Annotated in this window: 16 protein-coding genes and 3 pseudogenes; 15 read left to right on the top strand and 4 right to left on the bottom strand. The window is 61.0% G+C overall.

Annotated features, from left to right (window positions below; translation table 11 throughout):
* Together BO74_RS18930 and BO74_RS18925 are read left to right on the top strand one after the other, a co-directional pair.
* Positions 1-298: pseudogene (locus BO74_RS18930) on the top strand (hypothetical protein); the annotation flags it as partial.
* A 23-nt stretch (positions 299-321) separates the two neighbouring features.
* Positions 322-624 carry a helix-turn-helix domain-containing protein gene (locus tag BO74_RS18925; RefSeq protein ID WP_496444627.1) on the top strand — a complete coding sequence of 101 codons (303 nt, stop codon included), beginning with the start codon at positions 322-324 and terminating at the stop codon, positions 622-624.
* A gap of 59 nt (positions 625-683) precedes the next feature.
* On the opposite strand, the gene BO74_RS18920 is transcribed toward BO74_RS18925, so the two are convergent.
* The 3 genes from BO74_RS18920 to BO74_RS18910 are packed head-to-tail and all read right to left on the bottom strand — an operon-like array spanning position 684 to position 2049.
* Complete coding sequence (locus tag BO74_RS18920; RefSeq protein WP_496444625.1) at positions 684-1127, bottom strand: cupin domain-containing protein; 444 nt, start codon at positions 1125-1127, stop codon at positions 684-686.
* A gap of 41 nt (positions 1128-1168) precedes the next feature.
* Positions 1169-1564 carry a hemerythrin domain-containing protein gene (locus BO74_RS18915; RefSeq protein ID WP_496444623.1) on the bottom strand — a complete coding sequence of 132 codons (396 nt, stop codon included), beginning with the start codon at positions 1562-1564 and terminating at the stop codon, positions 1169-1171.
* Positions 1565-1605: 41 nt separating this feature from the next.
* Entirely contained in the window at positions 1606-2049 is a 444-nt protein-coding gene (locus tag BO74_RS18910) for an RrF2 family transcriptional regulator (RefSeq protein ID WP_496444621.1), read from the bottom strand.
* A 151-nt stretch (positions 2050-2200) separates the two neighbouring features.
* Here BO74_RS18910 and BO74_RS18905 point away from each other — a divergent pair, with 151 nt between their 5' ends.
* The 10 genes from BO74_RS18905 (at position 2201) to BO74_RS18860 (ending at position 14545) form a co-directional block, all read left to right on the top strand.
* Complete coding sequence (locus tag BO74_RS18905; RefSeq protein WP_496444619.1) at positions 2201-2416, top strand: DUF3079 domain-containing protein; 216 nt, start codon at positions 2201-2203, stop codon at positions 2414-2416.
* A 63-nt stretch (positions 2417-2479) separates the two neighbouring features.
* Positions 2480-4348 carry a type IV pili methyl-accepting chemotaxis transducer N-terminal domain-containing protein gene (locus BO74_RS18900; RefSeq protein WP_496444617.1) on the top strand — a complete coding sequence of 623 codons (1869 nt, stop codon included), beginning with the start codon at positions 2480-2482 and terminating at the stop codon, positions 4346-4348.
* Positions 4345-5073, top strand: a complete 729-nt coding sequence (locus BO74_RS18895) for a response regulator (RefSeq protein WP_496444615.1) — start codon at positions 4345-4347, stop codon at positions 5071-5073. Before BO74_RS18900 ends, BO74_RS18895 begins: the two co-directional genes overlap by 4 nt.
* A 156-nt stretch (positions 5074-5229) precedes the next feature.
* On the top strand, positions 5230-6687 hold the full coding sequence (locus BO74_RS18890; protein ID WP_496444613.1) for a NarK family nitrate/nitrite MFS transporter: 1458 nt from the start codon (positions 5230-5232) through the stop codon (positions 6685-6687).
* Between the two features lie 39 nt (positions 6688-6726).
* The gene (locus BO74_RS18885; protein WP_496444611.1) at positions 6727-10536 is read left to right on the top strand and encodes a nitrate reductase subunit alpha; all 3810 of its coding nucleotides are present in this window, start codon (positions 6727-6729) and stop codon (positions 10534-10536) included.
* Between the two features lie 11 nt (positions 10537-10547).
* Positions 10548-12080: a nitrate reductase subunit beta gene (gene narH / locus BO74_RS18880; RefSeq protein ID WP_496444609.1), complete on the top strand. Its 1533-nt coding sequence runs from the start codon at positions 10548-10550 to the stop codon at positions 12078-12080.
* Positions 12081-12082: 2 nt separating this feature from the next.
* Positions 12083-12799, top strand: coding sequence for a nitrate reductase molybdenum cofactor assembly chaperone (narJ, locus tag BO74_RS18875; RefSeq protein ID WP_496444607.1), 717 nt, complete (start codon positions 12083-12085; stop codon positions 12797-12799).
* Positions 12796-13530, top strand: a complete 735-nt coding sequence (narI, locus tag BO74_RS18870; RefSeq protein ID WP_496444605.1) for a respiratory nitrate reductase subunit gamma — start codon at positions 12796-12798, stop codon at positions 13528-13530. Before narJ ends, narI begins: the two co-directional genes overlap by 4 nt.
* A gap of 17 nt (positions 13531-13547) precedes the next feature.
* Positions 13548-14339 carry a peptidylprolyl isomerase gene (locus tag BO74_RS18865; RefSeq protein WP_496444603.1) on the top strand — a complete coding sequence of 264 codons (792 nt, stop codon included), beginning with the start codon at positions 13548-13550 and terminating at the stop codon, positions 14337-14339.
* Positions 14340-14359: 20 nt separating this feature from the next.
* On the top strand, positions 14360-14545 hold the full coding sequence (locus BO74_RS18860; RefSeq protein WP_496444601.1) for a hypothetical protein: 186 nt from the start codon (positions 14360-14362) through the stop codon (positions 14543-14545).
* Between the two features lie 27 nt (positions 14546-14572).
* Here the strand turns inward: BO74_RS18860 and BO74_RS18855 are convergent.
* Positions 14573-15004: pseudogene (locus tag BO74_RS18855) on the bottom strand (CZB domain-containing protein); the annotation flags it as partial.
* A gap of 173 nt (positions 15005-15177) precedes the next feature.
* Here BO74_RS18855 and BO74_RS18850 point away from each other — a divergent pair.
* The 3 genes and pseudogenes from BO74_RS18850 to BO74_RS18840 all read left to right on the top strand — a co-directional run.
* Positions 15178-15355 (top strand): annotated as a pseudogene (locus tag BO74_RS18850) (DUF3079 domain-containing protein); the annotation flags it as partial.
* 118 nt (positions 15356-15473) lie between these two features.
* Positions 15474-16013: a hemerythrin domain-containing protein gene (locus BO74_RS18845; protein WP_496444599.1), complete on the top strand. Its 540-nt coding sequence runs from the start codon at positions 15474-15476 to the stop codon at positions 16011-16013.
* A gap of 93 nt (positions 16014-16106) precedes the next feature.
* Positions 16107-16997 (top strand): EamA family transporter, encoded by an 891-nt coding sequence (locus BO74_RS18840; RefSeq protein WP_496444629.1) that lies wholly within the window; start codon positions 16107-16109, stop codon positions 16995-16997.
* Positions 16998-18016 lie beyond the last annotated feature (1019 nt).

Raw genomic sequence — 18016 nt, 5'->3', positions numbered from 1 at the left:
CCGGCGCAGCGGCCAGAGGCGCGGTGTCACCCCGTCCATCCGGAAAGCCATTCATCGACGAAGTGCCGTTGAACCCGCGATCGGGCACATGAAAAACGAAGGCAAGTTGCGTCGAAATTGGCTCAAAGGCAGCCTCGGCGATGCCTTGAATGCCGTGCTTTGCGGCGCCGGCCACAATCTCCGAATGATCCTGAGAGCCATCCGGCTTTTTTACGTCTGGATGCTGTGCTTCTCCATTGCCGACACCAATCGCCGGCAAGCGCCGCGCCCCGAATTTCGCCCCTTCGCCGTGCTTTGAAGTCGGTTATTCAGGACGGACTCATGAACAGCGAAAAGCCATTCCTGAACGCAAACCTTTCAGTGAATCAGTTGGCCAAGCAGATGGGAATGTCTCCCCGCGATCTCTCGTTTGTGATCAACCATGGCTTCGAGAAGAACTTCTTTGACTTCGTGGGCGACTATCGGATACGCCACGCAACGGAACTCCTTGATCTTCGGCAAGAGGGCAAGACCATCCTGGAGGTGATGCTTGACTCGGGCTTCAATTCGAAATCCGTGTTCAATACCGCGTTCAAGCAGAAAACCGGCATGACGCCGACGCAGTACAGAAACCGGAACGCCTGACAACACTCGTTTTTGTCTGGCGCTCCGTCTTCAGCTATTCGGCCTGGAGAGACCTTCAATCAACTGGACTTCTCTCCGCGGATCATGACCAACAGCATTTTGAATTGCCCCAGCGGCTTCACCGCATGCGGGACGTTGGCCGGCATGATCAAGGAATCGCCTTCCCCGACGATATGCGAGACGCCCGCAATCGGGATTTCCGCTCGCCCTTCGACACCGATAACCAATGCATCGAAGGGGGCCGTGTGTTCGCTCAATCCCTCGCCACCATCAAAGGCGAAGAGCGTGGCGTTTCCCGACGAATTCTTGACCAGCATGCTGCTGACAATCGCATTGTCCTGGTATTGCAGCATCGTTTTGAGGTTACGGACGCTCGTATTTGAATTGCTTTGGCTCATCGTGCTTTCTCCTTGGTTGTGAATGAGACTGCTCTGTGGGTGCAGGGGCTCGAACCGAGCACCACGTTTTCGCAACTGCGTGACAGACGTGACAGTCTCCTGCATTGCGTATCGGAAAAGGAGCAGGGGTCCATCCAATTCAAGGATCAAATGCTTCCCGTGTCGATCCGGTCCATTAATACCGACTCCACGACCGGAAACATTTCCCTCTCCTCAAAACGGACGTGAGCCGCCAATGCCGCCCCGAAAGGGGCAAGAGATTCAGCCTGTCCCGCGCGCATCCGTTCGATCTCGGTACGGAGGGCGCGGTGATCTTCCAGGGTTTTCCTCACCAGCGCGTGATGTCCTCGCTGCTGAAGGATCGGGAGAAGGTCTCTCTCCTCGGTTGCAAAATGGGGTTCCAACTCGCGCTCGAAGAGAGCGATGAGTTGCTTCACCAACACATTCGGATCGGACTCACCGCTACGTTGTACGCGCTTCGCCCATACCAGAGCGGTATGGTGTTCCCGGGACAAAGCGATGAGTGATGGATGTCGTTTCATCTTCATTGACCTGCAATGTCAGCGCCGGGGCATTCGTCCATTCAGGCTTGCTTGAGAAGCAACCGCAGTTGATTCGATTGATCCGGCTTGTCCACCAGATCGGCGAGGGAATACTCGTCCAGCGTCTGATACAGCGCCTCAAAGGCGCGCACAAGAATCGGTGCCAATCGGCAGGCGGGCCTGATCTTGCATCCACACGGCTCGTCGGACAGGCACTCGACGATGGCGCTGTTGCCTTCGCTGGCACGCGCGACCTGCCCCAAGCGGATCTCGGAAGGCGCATGCCGGAGTCGGATGCCACCGCCCTTTCCACGGAGCGACTCGATAACCCCCGTGCGCGCCAGGTGATGCACGACCTTCATCAGGTGGTTCTGCGAAATACCGTAGGCATTGGCAATCTCGGGAATCGTTGCCAACCGCTCCCGCTCGACCGCGAGATACATCAACACACGCAGCGTGTAATCGGAAAAAGTGGTTAACTTCATGGCCTCGGCAACACAACAGTAAGATGTATTTGCAATATTGCTTTACGTCGGCAGCGATATTATCATAAAGATGCAGATGAAAAACATCTTTACAACATGATCGATCCATTCGATCAAAAGCTGGTTTGAGGAAAAGGAGACGTTGTCGAGAATGGCGAAGAAATTTCCCGTGCACCCCAAGCACCCGGAGCGGATTTGCTGGGGATGCGACAAGTACTGCGCGGCGGATGCGATGGGTTGCGGTAATGGTTCAGACCGGACTCAGCACCCCGCCGAACTCCTCGGAGAGGATTGGCTGGAGTATGGCGACTGGGGCATCGACACAGGAAGCGCAACCGGAAATGCAGCTTCTCCGACGGATAAATAGGGACTGCATGCCGATGCGGGAACATGACGAATCCTCGCTCAATGTCTCTTGATCGGCCCTGAAATGCAGAAAACGCAGTGGAGTCTCGGCGCCAAGCTGGCCATGCTGGGGGCTCCGTTCCTGGTGCTCGTGGTGATCTCGACAACGGCAATGCTGTGGATGTCCTGGCAGCTCGACGGCGGCGCCGCTGCGGTCAACGAGGCCGGACGAATGCGCATGCAGGCTTATCGCATGGCGCTGTCAGCCAACCTCGGCGCGCAGGACGACCTGCCTGATCAGATCGATACCTTCGGGCGCAGCATGTCGCTGCTGCTCGACGGCGACCCTGCCCGCCCTCTTGTCGTCCCGTGGGACGACAACGTGCGGAGCCGTTTTTCGGCCGTTCAGCAGCGCTGGCAGAGCTTCCGTTCATTGATCGAGAAGGATTCCGGCCAGGTGCGTGATCTTCGAACGGCCACGGATGAGTTCGTCGCCAGCATCGATGCACTGGTTGTCGGCATCGAGACCCACCTGGCTCGCCAGACCTCCACATTGCACTTTCTGCAGCTGTCGGCAATGATTCTTGCGCTGGTCGTCACGGCGCTCCTGATTGCCACCGGGTATGTTTTCGTCCTGAAGCCGGTCGGGAAGCTGGCGAGGGCAATCGGTCGCATTCAGGGCGGAGATTTCGACGCCCGGGTCAATCACACAAGCTCGGACGAATTCGGGACACTGGCCGGCGGATTCAACGGCATGGCCGAGAATCTCCAGTCCATGTATCGCCACCTCGAACACAAGGTTGCCGAGAAGACGTCAGAACTGGAAGAGAAACGCGAGCGTCTCGAAGGTCTCTACGAGGTAACCAGTCTGGTGGCGAATTCCACGGCGCTGAACGATCTCGCACAGGGATTCACGAAGATCATCGGACGCATCGCCCGCGCGGACGGAGTCGCCCTGCGCTGGTCCGACCGGAACAACCAGCGCTTCCTGATGCTGGCCTCGCAGGGCTTGCCGCAATCCCTGCTCGATGCGGAACAATGCCTTGACCGTGGAGCCTGCCATTGCAGCGACATTGCCGAAGATCCCGGCCTGCGCGTCATTCGCTTCCACGACGAGTCCAGGCCGGAAAACCTGAGCTGCGCCAACGCCGGATTCAAGACGGTGATCAACATCCCGGTCCGTCTCCACGAGCGGATCATGGGCGAGGTAGACCTGTTTTTCTGTGCCAAGGTGAAGCCCTCGCCCGCGTTATGCTCGCTGCTTGAAGCCCTCGGCAACCACCTCGCCAGCGCGATGGAAAACCTGCGCCTCAACGCGCTGGAGAAAGAAGCCGCCGTCTCCCAGGAGCGCTTGCATCTGGCGCGAGAACTCCATGACTCGATCGCGCAATCGCTCGCCTTCCTGAAAATCCAGGTGCAATTGCTGCGTGACGCGATTCAATCGAATGATGCGGAACACATCCAGGAGGCGCTCGATGAAATCGATGCCGGCGTCAAGGAGAGCTACGGCGATGTACGAGAACTGCTGACGCATTTCCGTACCCGGACCAACTCCGAGGATATCGAATCCGCCTTTGCCATAACCTTGCAGAAATTCGAACACCAGAGCCGGGTGAAGACCGCGCTCTCGATTCAAAGTCACGGCATCCCGCTTTCGCCGGACCGGCAGATACAGGTCCTGCATATCGTGCAGGAAGCCTTGTCCAATGTGCGCAAGCACGCGAATGCCTCGCGGGTGACCCTGAATGTCGAGCAACATCCCCTGTGGCGCGTGGAGGTGCGTGACGACGGTGTCGGTTTCGACGCGCGCGGGAACAAGTTCGATGAATCTCATGTAGGCTTGCGCATCATGAATGAACGAGCCCAGCGGATCGGCGCGAACCTTGAAATCATCTCCATGCCCGGGGAAGGTACCTCGGTCGTGCTGACGCTTCCCTCCGCGGGGAACGCATGAGCACGTCCCTGCCCTCCTCGTGCCCTCCTTACCCTCCTTGCCCGATCCGGATACTGGTGATCGACGATCACACGCTTTTCCGGCGCGGTTTGACGGCGCTGCTGGTTCGTGACTCCCGCCTGAAAGTGGTCGGTGACGCGGCCGACGCGAGCGAGGGGCTGCGGCGGGCGCAGGAGTTGCAGCCGGACATCATCCTGCTCGACAACCATCTGCCCGGCGTCACGGGCATTGACGCGCTTCCCGCATTGCGCGAAGCGGCGCCGGGTTCCCGCATCCTCATGCTGACCGTCAGCGAAGACGAGGACGATCTGGGCGCGGCCTTGCGCGGTGGCGCTGTGGGCTATCTGCTAAAAACCGCGGAAGGCGACACCCTGACCGAAGCCATTCTCCGGGCGATGAACGGCGAAAGCGTCATCGCGACGGAAATGACCAGCAAGCTTGTCGCCGCGTATCGGGGCGCCACCGTTGCCGGCGGACAGAGCGCGCCCGCATCGGTCGAAGACACTTCGCCGAGCGCTGTTGGCGAGGCCCTCGCCTCCCTGTCGCCGCGAGAGAGAGACGTCCTGCGCGGCATCGCCCGTGGCGCGAGCAACAAGGAAATCGCGCGTGAACACGGCATTGCGGAAACCACGGTCAAGATCCACGTCCAGCACATCCTGCGCAAACTCGACGTCAGCACCCGCGTCCAGGCCGCCGTGATCGCCTCTGGCAACGGACTGATCTGATTTTCAGCCCGCGGCAGCCCCTCATAGTTCGTTCGAACTATACGGCGACGGCCTGACATAGTTCTTCGGATGCGCCGCGATGCCTCTTCGGAGGGATATCGCCTTCATTCTCTCTCTCCTATATTGCTTATATACAAAAGCATGGGGAGAGACAAAATGACGACCACCTCCGGCCGAGCCGGAATTCCAGCACGTCCAGGCACTCTGTTGCATGTCTGGACACCGGAAGACAAGGCCTTCTGGGAGCGCGAAGGGCAAGCCATCGCCAAGCTCAATCTGTGGATCTCGGTGCCGTGCCTGTTCCTGGCCTTCGCCATCTGGCAATTGTGGAGCGTCGTGGCTGTCAGCCTGCCACAGCTGGGCTTCACTTACACGACGGACCAGCTCTTCTGGCTGGCCGCTGCTCCAGCGCTCTCCGGCGCAACGCTGCGAATCTTCTATTCGTTCATGATCCCGCTGGTGGGCGGACGGCGCTGGACGGCCATTTCAACGGCCTCGCTGCTGATCCCCGCGATCGGCATCGGCTACGCGGTGCAGAATCCGGCAACCAGCTTTTCCACGATGCTGGTGCTGGCGCTGCTATGCGGTTTCGGGGGCGGCAATTTCAGCTCCAGCATGGCCAACATCAGTTTCTTCTTTCCCAAGGCGCGGAAAGGGTCCGCGTTGGGCGTCAATGCCGGACTGGGCAACCTCGGCGTCTCCGTCGTGCAGTTTCTGACCCCGATGGTCGTTACCGTCGGTGTCTTCGGCGTGTTCGCCGGGGCGCCGCAGACCGCCACCGGAGCCGATGGCGCGACGACGCACCTCTGGATGCAGAACGCGGCCTTCGTCTGGGTGCCGTGGATTGCCCTGGCCACGGTCCTGGCCTGGCTGTTCATGAACGACATCGCCGACGCCAAGGCCTCCTTCGCCGCCCAGGCGGCGATCTTCAAGCGCAAGCACAACTGGCTCATGTGCTGGCTTTACCTGGGCACCTTCGGTTCGTTCATCGGCTTTGCCGCCGGATTCCCCCTCCTCATCAAGAGCCAGTTTCCCGACATCAACCCGCTGGCCTACGCCTGGCTTGGGCCGCTCGTCGGCGCGCTGATCCGTCCGGTGGGAGGCTGGCTGGCCGACAAGCTCGGCGGCGCCTCGGTCACCCTGTGGAACTTTGTCGCCATGGCGCTCGCGGTCGTCGGCGTCCTGTACTTCCTGCCCAAGGGGACCGGCGGACTGGCCCTACCCTTCGGCCCCGCTGAAGGCAGCTTTACCGGCTTCTTCCTGATGTTTCTCGTCCTCTTCCTGACCACGGGCATCGGCAACGGATCGACCTTCCGCATGATTCCGGTGATCTTCATGAACCTGAAGCTCCGCGAACTCGCAAGCTCCAGCGACAGCGACCACGACCGTGCGCGAGCGCTCCGGGAAGGCAACACGGAGGGCGCGGCGGCGCTTGGCTTTGCCGGTGCGCTGGGGGCCTACGGCGGCTTCTTCATCCCGAAAAGCTACGGCAGCTCGATTGCCGCCACCGGCGGACCGGAACTGGCGCTGTGGCTATTCGCCATCTTCTATGCCTCATGTATCGCGATCACCTGGTGGCACTACGCCCGCAGACACGCCGAGATGCCCTGCTGACGGAACGCGCTGCCAACCCCAAGGAACAAGGAGGGCCTGATGAGCCATTTTCTCGATCGACTGAACTATTTTATCCAGCCCAGGGAATCGTTTTCCGGCGGCCACGGCGTCACCAACGGCGAGGATCGCACCTGGGAGGACGCCTACCGCGACCGCTGGGCACACGACAAGATCGTGCGCTCCACGCACGGGGTGAACTGCACGGGCTCCTGCTCGTGGAAGATCTACGTCAAGGGCGGCATCGTCACCTGGGAGACGCAGCAGACCGACTATCCGCGCACCCGCTGGGACATGCCCAACCACGAACCGCGCGGTTGCGCCCGCGGCGCCTCGTACTCGTGGTACCTCTACAGCGCCAACCGGGTGAAATACCCGATGGTGCGCGGCCGCCTGCTCAAGCTCTGGCGCGAGGCGCGGCTGTCGCACGACCCGGTGGACGCCTGGGCGGCGATCGTCAGCGACGAGAGCAAGCGCAAGGACTACCAGAGCGTGCGCGGGCTGGGCGGCTTCGTGCGTGCGAGCTGGGACGAAGTCAACGAGATCGTCGCCGCGGCCAACGTGCATACGATCAAGAAACACGGCCCCGACCGCGTCATCGGCTTCTCGCCGATCCCGGCGATGTCGATGGTCTCCTACGCCGCCGGCAGCCGCTACCTCTCCCTGATCGGCGGCGTCTGCATGAGCTTCTATGACTGGTACTGCGACCTGCCGCCGTCCAGCCCGCAGATCTGGGGCGAGCAGACGGACGTGCCGGAATCGGCCGACTGGTACAACTCCAGCTTCATCATCGCCTGGGGCTCGAACGTGCCGCAGACGCGCACGCCGGACGCGCACTTCTTCACCGAAGTCCGCTACAAGGGCACCAAGACCGTGGCGATAACGCCCGACTATTCCGAAGTCGCGAAGCTCGCCGACATCTGGATGAAGCCCAAGCAGGGGACCGACGCCGCTGTCGCCATGGCGATGGGGCACGTCATCCTCAAGGAGTTTTATTTCCCGGACGGCGACAAGCCAAGGAGCGCCTACTTCGAGGACTACGTTCGCCGCTACACCGACATGCCGATGCTGGTGACGCTCAAGGAGCACACCTTGCCCGACGGCGAAACGGTGGTGGTACCCGACCGCTATCTGCGCGCTTCCGACTTCGACGGCGCCTTGGGCGCAAGCAACAACCCCGACTGGAAGACGGTGGCCTTCGACGAGGACGACCGGATCACCGTGCCGAACGGCTCGATCGGCTTCCGCTGGGGGGCGGACGGCCGCGCCGACGCGGGTCGCTGGAATCTGGAGGCCAGGGACGCGCGCAGCGACGATGAGGTCAAGTTTCGGCTGTCGCTGCTCGAAGGTGCGAATCCGAGCGACGACACCGCCCGGGTCGCCTTCCCGTATTTTGGCGGCATCAAGAACGAGTACTTCCCGAACAACGCCGAAGGAGCGGCCGGGCGGAACGTTCTCGTGCGCACGGTTCCCGTGCGGCGGATCGCACTGGGCGAACAGGGAAAAACGGCCCTGGTGGCCACCGTCTTCGATCTGCAGGTGGCCAACTACGGCATCGCCCGCGGGATTCCCGGCGAACTGGCCGCCCGCGACTTCGACGACGACACGCCCTACACGCCGGCCTGGCAGGAGCGCATCACCGGCACGCCGCGCGAGCAGATCATCGCCGTGGCCCGCCAGTTCGCGGACAACGCCGACAAGACGCAGGGCCGCTCGATGGTCATCATCGGCGCGGCGATGAACCACTGGTACCACTCGGACATGAACTACCGCGGGGTCATCAACATGCTGATGCTGTGCGGCTGCATCGGCAAGAGCGGAGGCGGCTGGGCGCACTACGTCGGGCAGGAGAAGCTGCGCCCGCAAACCGGCTGGACGGCGCTGGCCTTCGCGCTCGACTGGATCCGCCCGCCGCGCCAGATGAATTCGACCAGTTTCTTCTACGCCCACACCGACCAGTGGCGCTACGAGAAGCTCGGGATCGACGAAGTGCTGTCGCCGCTGGCCGACCCGGCGGACTTCGGCGGCAGCATGATCGACTACAACGTGCGCGCCGAGCGCATGGGCTGGCTCCCCTCGGCGCCCCAGCTGCAGACCAATCCGCTGAAAATCGTCCGTGATGCAGTCGCCGCCGGCGCCGATCCGAAGGACTACACGGTCAAGTGCCTGAAGGACGGTTCGCTGCGGATGAGCTGCGAAGATCCGGACCACCCCGACAACTGGCCGCGCAACATGTTCGTCTGGCGCTCCAACATCCTCGGCTCCAGCGGCAAAGGCCACGAGTATTTCCTCAAGCATCTGCTGGGCACGACCCATGGCCTGCAGGGCAAGGATCTGGGCGCTGACGAGGCAAAGCCGACGGAGGTGGTGTGGCACGAGACGGCGCCCGAAGGGAAGCTTGATCTGCTGGTGACGCTGGATTTCCGGATGAGCACCACCTGTCTTTATTCCGACATCGTGCTGCCGACGGCGAGCTGGTACGAGAAGAACGACCTCAACACCAGCGACATGCATCCGTTCATCCACCCGCTGTCGACGGCGGTCGATCCGGCCTGGCAGTCGCGCAGCGACTGGGAAATCTACAAGGGCTTCGCCCGGAAATTCAGCGAGGTCTGTGTCGGCCATCTGGGCGTCGAACGCGAGATCGTCCTGTCGCCCCTGATGCACGACACGCCGGCCGAACTGGCGCAACCCGTGGGCGTGAAGGACTGGAAACGCGGCGAGACCGACCTGATTCCGGGCAAGACGGCGCCGAACATCGCCGTCGTCGAACGTGACTATCCGAACGTGTTCAAGCGCTTCACCGCGCTCGGTCCGTTGATGAACACGGCGGGCAACGGCGGCAAGGGCATCGCCTGGAACACGCAGGCCGAAGTGCGGCAACTGGGCGAGCTCAACGGGGTCGTCGGCGACGAGGGTGCGACCTGCGGCATGCCACGCATCGACAGCGATATCGACGCCTGCGAGGTCATCCTGCAGCTCGCGCCGGAGACCAACGGCCACGTCGCCGTCAAGGCCTGGGAGGCGCTCGGCAAGCAGACGGGCCGCGAGCACACGCATCTGGCCCTGTACCGCGAAGACGAGAAAATCCGCTTCCGCGACATCCAGGCCCAGCCGCGCAAGATCATCAGTTCGCCAACCTGGAGCGGCATCGAGTCCGAGACGGTCTCCTACAACGCCGGCTACACCAACGTGCATGAGCTGATTCCGTGGCGCACCCTGACCGGCCGCCAGCAGTTCTACCTGGATCATCCGTGGATGCTCGCCTTCGGCGAAGGCTTCTCCAGCTACCGTCCGCCGGTGGACCTGAAGACGACGGCCGAGATCCACAACATCAAGCCCAACGGCCACCCGGAGATCGCCCTCAACTTCATCACGCCGCACCAGAAGTGGGGCATCCACTCGACCTACACGGACAACCTGATGATGCTCACGCTCAATCGCGGCGGGCCGGTCGTCTGGTTGAGCGAGGACGACGCGAAACGCGCGGGAATCGTCGATAACGACTGGGTCGAGCTGTTCAACATCAACGGCGCCATCTCGGCCCGGGCGGTCGTCAGCCAGCGGGTCACTCCGGGCATGGTGATGATGTACCACGCCCAGGAAAAGACCATCAACACGCCGGGTTCGGAAATCACCGGCATCCGCGGCGGCATCCACAACTCGGTGACGCGCATCGTCCTGAAGCCGACCCACATGATCGGCGGCTACGCGCAGTTCAGCTACGGCTTCAACTACTACGGAACGATCGGCACCAACCGCGACGAGTTCGTCGTCGTGCGCAAGATGGACCAGGTGGACTGGCTGGATGACGAAGCCGCTCCGGTTTCCGGCACAACGGCCGCTGCGTAAGGAGAAGATTCATGAAAATTCGCGCCCAAATCGGCATGGTGCTGAACCTGGACAAGTGCATCGGCTGCCACACCTGCTCGGTGACCTGCAAGAACGTCTGGACCAGCCGTCCCGGCATGGAGTACGCCTGGTTCAACAACGTCGAAACCAAGCCTGGCATCGGCTATCCCAAGGAATGGGAGAACCAGGACAAATGGAACGGCGGCTGGGTCCGCAAGGCCGACGGCAGGATCGAGCCGCGCCAGGGGAACAAGTGGAAGCTGCTGATGCGCATCTTCGCCAACCCGAACCTGCCCGAAATCGACGACTACTACGAACCGTTCACCTTCGACTACGACCATTTGCAATCGGCGCCCGAATCGAAGGCCACGCCGAGCGCACGACCACGCAGCCTGATCACCGGCAAGCGCATGGAAAAGATCGTCTGGGGCCCGAACTGGGAGGAAATCCTCGGCGGCGAGTTTTCCAAGCGCTCGAAGGACAAGAACTTCGACCAGTTCGACCAAGTGCAGAAGGAGATGTACGGCCAGTTTGAGAATACCTTCATGATGTACCTGCCGCGCCTGTGCGAGCACTGCCTCAACCCGACCTGCGTCGCCAGCTGTCCGTCCGGCTCGATCTACAAGCGCGAGGAAGACGGCATCGTGCTGATCGACCAGGACAAGTGCCGCGGCTGGCGCATGTGCGTTTCCGGTTGCCCGTACAAGAAGATCTACTACAACTGGAAGTCGGGCAAGGCCGAGAAATGCATCTTCTGCTACCCGCGCATCGAGGCCGGGCAGCCGACGGTGTGTTCGGAAACCTGTGTCGGACGCATCCGTTATCTCGGCGTGCTGCTTTATGACGCCGACCGCATCGAGGAAGCGGCCAGCGTCACCCGGGACAGCGACCTGTACCAGGCGCAGCTCGACATCTTCCTCGACCCCAACGACCCGAAGGTCATCGCACAGGCGCGCGCCGACGGCATTCCCGACGCCTGGATGGAGGCGGCGCGCAAGAGCCCGGTCTACAAGATGGCCGTCGACTGGAAGGTCGCCCTGCCCTTGCACCCCGAATACCGGACGCTGCCGATGGTCTGGTATGTGCCGCCGCTCTCGCCGATCAGCGCTGCCGCCAATGCCGGCCAGCTCGGCGTCAACGGCGAGATTCCCGACGTCAAGCAGTTGCGCATCCCGGTCAAGTACCTCGCCAACCTGCTGACGGCGGGCGACGTGGAACCCGTCGAGCGGGCGCTGGAACGCATGCTGGCGATGCGCGCCTTCCAGCGCGCAAAACACGTCGATGGCGTGGTCAACACCACTGTCCTGGAGCAAGTCGGCCTGAGCACCGCCGAGGTCGAAGAGATGTACCAGATCATGGCGATCGCGAATTACGAGGACCGCTTCGTGATTCCCACCGCGCACCGGGAGTATGCGGAAAACGCCTTCGACCTTCGCGGCGGGTGCGGCTTCTCGTTCGGCAACGGCTGCTCGGAAGGCAGCAACGAGGCCAGCCTGTTCGGTGGCACAAAGCGCCGGACCATCCCGATCAAGGTGGAGGTATAGCCATGGTGCCCGCGGACATCTCGCTGAGCCTGCGCATTCTGGCCCGCCTGCTCACCTATCCCGACGCATCCCTGCGCGGCGATCTCGCCGACCTGCGCGCCACCCTCGCGGCCGGCGTGAGCATGCCGGCCGCCCGCCGGACGGAACTGGACGCGCTCGCCGCCACGCTGGAGAACGGGGACCCGATCGAAAACGAGGCGGAGTACGTGCGAACCTTCGACCAGGGCCGCTCGACGTCGCTGCACCTGTTCGAGCACGTGCATGGCGATTCGCGCGACCGCGGCCCGGCGATGATCGACCTGATCCAGACCTACGAGCAGGCCGGCCTGCACCTCGCCCCGGGCGAGTTACCCGATTACCTGCCGGCGGTCCTGGAGTTCGCCTCGACCCAGCCGCCCAGGGAAGCCCGCGCCTTCCTTGGCGAAATCGCCCATGTCGTCAAGGCCATTCATGGCGCCTTGCGGCAACGCAAGAGCGCCTACGCCTGCGTGCTGGCCACGCTGCTGGAACTGAGCGGCGAAGCGCCGGCGACGACCGCGAACATGCCGGTCGCGCCGGACGAGTCTCTGGACGCCAGTTGGGAAGAACCGCCCGCATTCGGCGGTTGTTCGACCAAAGGGCAAGCCGGCGGCCAAGGGGTCCAGCCGGTTCATTTCGTCGGTACCGGCGCCCCTGCCCGGAAAACGACGGTATCCGCCTCTACGGGAGCAATTCGATGAACGCACTCGACACCTTTTTGTTCGGGGTTTATCCCTACATCTGCCTGAGCATCTTTCTCCTGGGCAGCCTGATCCGTTTCGACCGCGACCAGTACACCTGGAAGAGCGACTCGTCGCAATTGCTGCGCGCCGGCCAGCTCAAGCTCGGCAGCAACCTTTTCCATATCGGCGTGCTCTTCCTCTTCGGCGGGCATTTCTTCGGCATGTTGACACCGCACTTCGTTTACCAAGGCTTCATCGACGCCGGGACCAAGCAAGTGCTGGCCATGACGGCCGGCGGCATCGCCGGACTGCTGGCGTTCGCCGGGGTGACGATTCTGCTGCACCGCCGCCTGAGCGATCCGCGCATCCGGAACAACTCCAAGCCCAGCGACATCGCCGTGCTTGTCCTGCTGTGGCTTCAGCTCGTGCTGGGCCTCGCCAGCGTCCCGATTTCCGCGCAGCACCTCGACGGCAGCGTGATGCTGCTCCTGGCCGAGTGGGCGCAACGCATCGTGACCTTCCGCAGCGGCGCGTCGGAACTGATTACCGGCGTCAGCTGGGTCTTCAAGGCGCACATCGTGCTCGGCATGACCATCTTCCTGGTCTTTCCCTTCACCCGGCTCGCGCACGTCTGGAGCGGATTCGGGACGGTGGCCTACCTTGTTCGCCCCTATCAGGTGGTTCGCTCCCGCCGCTTGAATGTTCCGTCTAAAGAAGCCGCCACGGCACCGACCAAGTCGGGCGCATGAGAGAAAGGAAGGACGCGATGAACCACGCAAGCTGCGCTGCGACACCAATTGCCCGGGTTAACGGCATTGCGCTCAACAGGGACGACGAAACCTTGGGAGCCGCTGAATTGCGGCAGCGCGCCTGTGCCGAGTTGTTGCGCCAGGCCGCGATTGCCCGGGGGACATTGCCTCGCGACGATGTCCCGAACGCTGACGGAATCCTCAGCGAGGACGCCATGCGGGCCGTGGAAGCCTTGCTTGACGAAAACCTGGTCATTCCCGAACCGTCGGAGGAGGAGTGCCGTCGCCACTACGAAGCGCGTAGCGCCAGCTACGCAACCGGAGAGCGCGCGAAGGTGCGGCACATCCTGTTCGCCGTAACTCCCGGGGTAGACCTCGCCGCCCTCCGCCACCTGGCGGAAGCAACGCTACTGGATGTGCGCTGTGTCGACCACAGCGGGCGTGAAGACAAGTTTTCCGAAGCCGCGCGCACACAGTCGAATTGCCCAAGCGGGGCGGACGGTGGTCATCTGGGCTGGCTGACTTCGGCCGAGTGCGCGCCGGAGTTTGCCAGGGAGGTCTTCGGACATCGCGAAATCGGTGTGCTGCCACGCCTCGTTCATACCCGCTTCGGTCTGCACGTCATCGAAGTCCTGCAACGCGAACCGGGGAAGACGCGCTCTTTCGATGAGGTCCGGGGCGCTGTTTCGGCTGCCTTGCAACAGCAGACCTACGTTACCGCCTTGCGTCAGTACCTGAGCCAACTGGCCGGGCGGGCCGAACTGTGTGGCGTTGACCTCGAAGCAGCCGAGACGCCGCTCGTTCAATAACCATTTTCAAGGGGGAAGCAATGGAACAACAAACGGAAGAACGTCGCCCGGTGATGCGGTCAGCCTTGCACAAAGCCTGCGCGCAATGGACGCCGGTTGTTCAAAAAGCGACTGGTGCCACGGAAAAAGCCCCGCTGGACAGCATCGCCTTGCCAGGCTTACCCACGAGCCGCGACAAGCTTGAAGTGACAGAATCCGAAATCTAGGGCTTTCCGGCTCGCGGGATGCGCGACCTATCCGCCAACCCGTTCGGTGCCGGTCGCCAGAACACGCTCCATGCCGGCCATTACCGTCAGGTTTGCTTCCTCCATGCGTGTCAATGCCTCCAGCGCACCGGCAAAATCGTTGTTGCGGAAGCATTCCACGGCACGGCGGGCTTGATCGTGCACCGCCGGATGAGTCACTTCCATTTTCCGATAACTAGGCAGGCGAGAGTATTCGGCCTTGCCTTCGCCGGCGTAAAACCAGCGGCCCAGGCGGCACTGTGTCTCGTCCGCCCCCCCCACTTTGCCGCGGACAGACTTGACAACCTGAGTGCGAGCCGAGTGGTGCACGACCTCCATCAGGTGGTGTTGTGAAATACCGTATGCAGTGGCTATCTCGGGAATCGTTGCCAACCGGTCACGCTCGATTGGTAGATATATCAACACACGCTGCGCGTAATCGGAAAATGTCGTGAATTACATTGGGGTCGAATTGTGCAATAAAGATGTATTAAATATATTGCTTTAGACTGCTGACGATATTATCATAAAGATGCATTAGTAAAGAATGTTTAGGAGATGGCCCAACCCATTGGCACAATGGTGGCTTCAGTGAAAAGGAAAGGCTGTTGCGAATGACCAAGAAGTTCCCATTGCATCCCAAACATCCAGAGCGGATTTGCTGGGGGGGGTGACAAGTACTGTTCCGCAATTGAAATGCATTGCGGCAATGGTTCCGGCCGAACATAGCACCCGTCCGAACTGCTTGGGGATGACCGGCTGGAACGCGGCGACAGAGGCATGGAAGCAGAACGAAAAAAAGCAGTGCCTTTGCATCAACGAATCCAGAGAAATCGAGTTAACGAACGATGCGCAAACGTTCTAGTCGCGATTCGCGGTGCGGTTCACGTTTATGTTTTTGGAGTTATGTATGAGTGATTCCCTCTTGCCGCATTCACCCTCGCTGGATGAACCGCTGGAAATGCTGGAGGCGTGTCACGAGCGTATTGAAGCACAGCTTAAGACGCTCGAGCGCTTGCTAGACTATCTGCCGCGCCACGGCGCTGACGAACAGGCCTGTCAGGCGGTACGCAATATTTTGCGTTATTTCAACCAAGCGGGGCCGAATCATCATGAAGACGAGGAAAAGAATCTCTTTCCTATGCTGACTGCCCGCGCGACGGCGGACGAGGTTGCGGAGGTGCAACTGCTGGTAGGCAGTCTCGTGGCAGATCATGAGCAGATGAGCGAAGCATTGGATGCCTTACGGCCGCAACTGGTGTCAATCACCGAGGGACTCGGCGCCAAGTTGGAAGAAGCCCCCGTCCGACGTCTGGTCGCGCTTTATCGGCAGCATATCGTGAAGGAAAATACGACTCTTCTACCGCTCTCTCGTCGATTGCTTCTACCACTCGATCTCGAAACCTTGAGTCGGGCAATGACGACCCGACGCACGCAGCGTGTTGATTAAAGATTCATAACTCCTCACGTCAGGGATCATGGAAATTTTTAACGTATTTGCGGAGTTGGGCAAAATGGCGTGTTTGGGAAATTTCCGGTGTCTATGACGTCCTCTTTGCCTGCGCGCCATTTCCTTCTTGCGCTTGCTGTCGTTGGCGTTTGGGGAACAAATTTTGTGGTTATAAAAATGGCGCTTGGCGAATTGCCGCCGTTGATGTTTGCTGCATTACGTTTCGTGCTGGTATTTCTCCCCGCAGCAGTCCTCCTTCCACGTCCGTCCGTGCCGTTGGGTAATCTCGCCGCGTATGGTGTGTTAATCGGGGTTGGGCAGTTCGGGCTGCTCTATCTATCGATGGACGGGTTGATCTCGCCGGGCATTGCGTCGCTCGTCATTCAGTCCCAGGTTTTCTTTACGATCGGTCTCGCCGCGTGGCTAGCCAGCGAACGTATTCGTGGATATCAGTACATTTCTCTGCTGCTCGCCACCCTCGGCATTGCGCTCATCCTCCAGCACACCGATGGCACGACAACGGTGCTCGGATTGGGTATGGTGCTCTGTGCTGCGCTATCGTGGGCCGGCGCAAATATAGTCGCTAAGGTCGGACGGCCGGTCAACATGCTGGCTTACGTGGTCTGGTCCAGCGCATTTGCCGTACCGCCGCTGTTGCTGCTGTCTCTAACTTTCGAAGGTCCTACGTCGATGTCACGGGCACTGGGGCGGATGGACCTCTTTTCGTGGGCGGCGGTGGCATGGCAGGCATGGGGTAATTCCCTATTCGGCTACGTGGCCTGGGGATGGCTGCTCGCGCGTTATCCGACAACAACAATCGCGCCAATGGCCTTGCTCGTTCCAATCTTCGGTATGGGCGCATCAACGCTATTTCTTGGTGAAACACTTCCTCCGTGGAAAATCGGGGCCGCTACTCTGGTGATAGCCGGGTTGGGATTGAATCTGCTGTGGTCACGCGTGCGTGTTCGGCCAAGATTTACTTGAAAGGTGAGACCAGCACACAGTAATCTCGCGCAGGAATGCGGCTTGCGCTGACGACCAGAATTTGGCGTCCGGTAATTAAAGGCTACCGGATATCTTCCAGTGGTTGGTGAATAATTTCGTGGCTGTGGCCGAAGCAAGTGGACCATTACCGATGCTTTGACAATTTCGAGCGACTCGGATTGACGTCAATCTGCCCCTAACCATGAATACACGAGAAGTCCCCATGATGGAAAGGCGTCAGAGTGTCACAAAGACGGGGATTCGTCTGCACGACGACCCGAGTCGGACGAGTATGTTTTGCTTTTGGCGAAGCTACGACAAGGGACAGCCGCTCATCAACGTTCAACCTGGTCGTTGACGCCCTGCGTTTGGTTTAGCTCACCTGGAGAGAGCGCTCTCTGGTCCCTAAAGCATTCGACGGGAAACGAGGAAAGGCTGTTTGAATTCGAACCTCAACATCACTGTAGGTCTGCTTGATTATCTTTCCTGTCATTGCACCTCACGAAGCATCAACGTCCGCGATGGGTCGCTATGTAAAGCTTTACATAGTGCAGAGGGTTTTTAGCCTGGCGGACGCGGCGTTCCGAGTTCGGTGAGAGGCGCAGCGCCACCACCGCGACCGGTAGGCTAAAAATCCTGTTGGACTGAACCGCCGCGCAGGCGGTGACGCTATGGGGATTGAATCAAGACGGCAGGGTCGGGGCGTTGCCCTGACGCGGGCGAGAAGCATGCAGTCGAAGCACGGAGATGAATTTCCTGGCCGAGTGTCGGATGTCGGGCCGATGCGACGCACCATTTGAGGGGTGCACCCGCCTCGACCAGAGCGCATTGCGGTGAAATGCGTCCGCGCCGACAAATGGAAGGCCTCCGTTCCCCAAGGAAATGCCGGAAGCGTTCAGTGGCGATGCGTTGGAGTTCATCCATGATCGCGCGGCGGCCCCCGTGGCAAAGAACCGGGTAGAAAGGTTTCGATGCAAGTCATGTGGCCATGGCCGCATTTCGGGCAGTCGCGCAGCGAC

The organism is Propionivibrio pelophilus DSM 12018 (genome assembly GCF_059569095.1).
Note: the sequence above shows the minus strand (reverse complement) of the source record. Positions and strands in the feature narration are given on the sequence as shown.

Coding starts and splice junctions, on each gene's coding strand:
- BO74_RS18925 (WP_496444627.1), top strand. CDS start 322: ATGAACAGCGAAAAGCCATTCCTGAACGCAAACCTTTCAGTGAATCAG.
- BO74_RS18920 (WP_496444625.1), bottom strand. CDS start 1,127: ATGCAGGAGACTGTCACGTCTGTCACGCAGTTGCGAAAACGTGGTGCT.
- BO74_RS18915 (WP_496444623.1), bottom strand. CDS start 1,564: ATGAAACGACATCCATCACTCATCGCTTTGTCCCGGGAACACCATACC.
- BO74_RS18910 (WP_496444621.1), bottom strand. CDS start 2,049: ATGAAGTTAACCACTTTTTCCGATTACACGCTGCGTGTGTTGATGTAT.
- BO74_RS18905 (WP_496444619.1), top strand. CDS start 2,201: ATGGCGAAGAAATTTCCCGTGCACCCCAAGCACCCGGAGCGGATTTGC.
- BO74_RS18900 (WP_496444617.1), top strand. CDS start 2,480: ATGCAGAAAACGCAGTGGAGTCTCGGCGCCAAGCTGGCCATGCTGGGG.
- BO74_RS18895 (WP_496444615.1), top strand. CDS start 4,345: ATGAGCACGTCCCTGCCCTCCTCGTGCCCTCCTTACCCTCCTTGCCCG.
- BO74_RS18890 (WP_496444613.1), top strand. CDS start 5,230: ATGACGACCACCTCCGGCCGAGCCGGAATTCCAGCACGTCCAGGCACT.
- BO74_RS18885 (WP_496444611.1), top strand. CDS start 6,727: ATGAGCCATTTTCTCGATCGACTGAACTATTTTATCCAGCCCAGGGAA.
- narH (WP_496444609.1), top strand. CDS start 10,548: ATGAAAATTCGCGCCCAAATCGGCATGGTGCTGAACCTGGACAAGTGC.
- narJ (WP_496444607.1), top strand. CDS start 12,083: ATGGTGCCCGCGGACATCTCGCTGAGCCTGCGCATTCTGGCCCGCCTG.
- narI (WP_496444605.1), top strand. CDS start 12,796: ATGAACGCACTCGACACCTTTTTGTTCGGGGTTTATCCCTACATCTGC.
- BO74_RS18865 (WP_496444603.1), top strand. CDS start 13,548: ATGAACCACGCAAGCTGCGCTGCGACACCAATTGCCCGGGTTAACGGC.
- BO74_RS18860 (WP_496444601.1), top strand. CDS start 14,360: ATGGAACAACAAACGGAAGAACGTCGCCCGGTGATGCGGTCAGCCTTG.
- BO74_RS18845 (WP_496444599.1), top strand. CDS start 15,474: ATGAGTGATTCCCTCTTGCCGCATTCACCCTCGCTGGATGAACCGCTG.
- BO74_RS18840 (WP_496444629.1), top strand. CDS start 16,107: ATGACGTCCTCTTTGCCTGCGCGCCATTTCCTTCTTGCGCTTGCTGTC.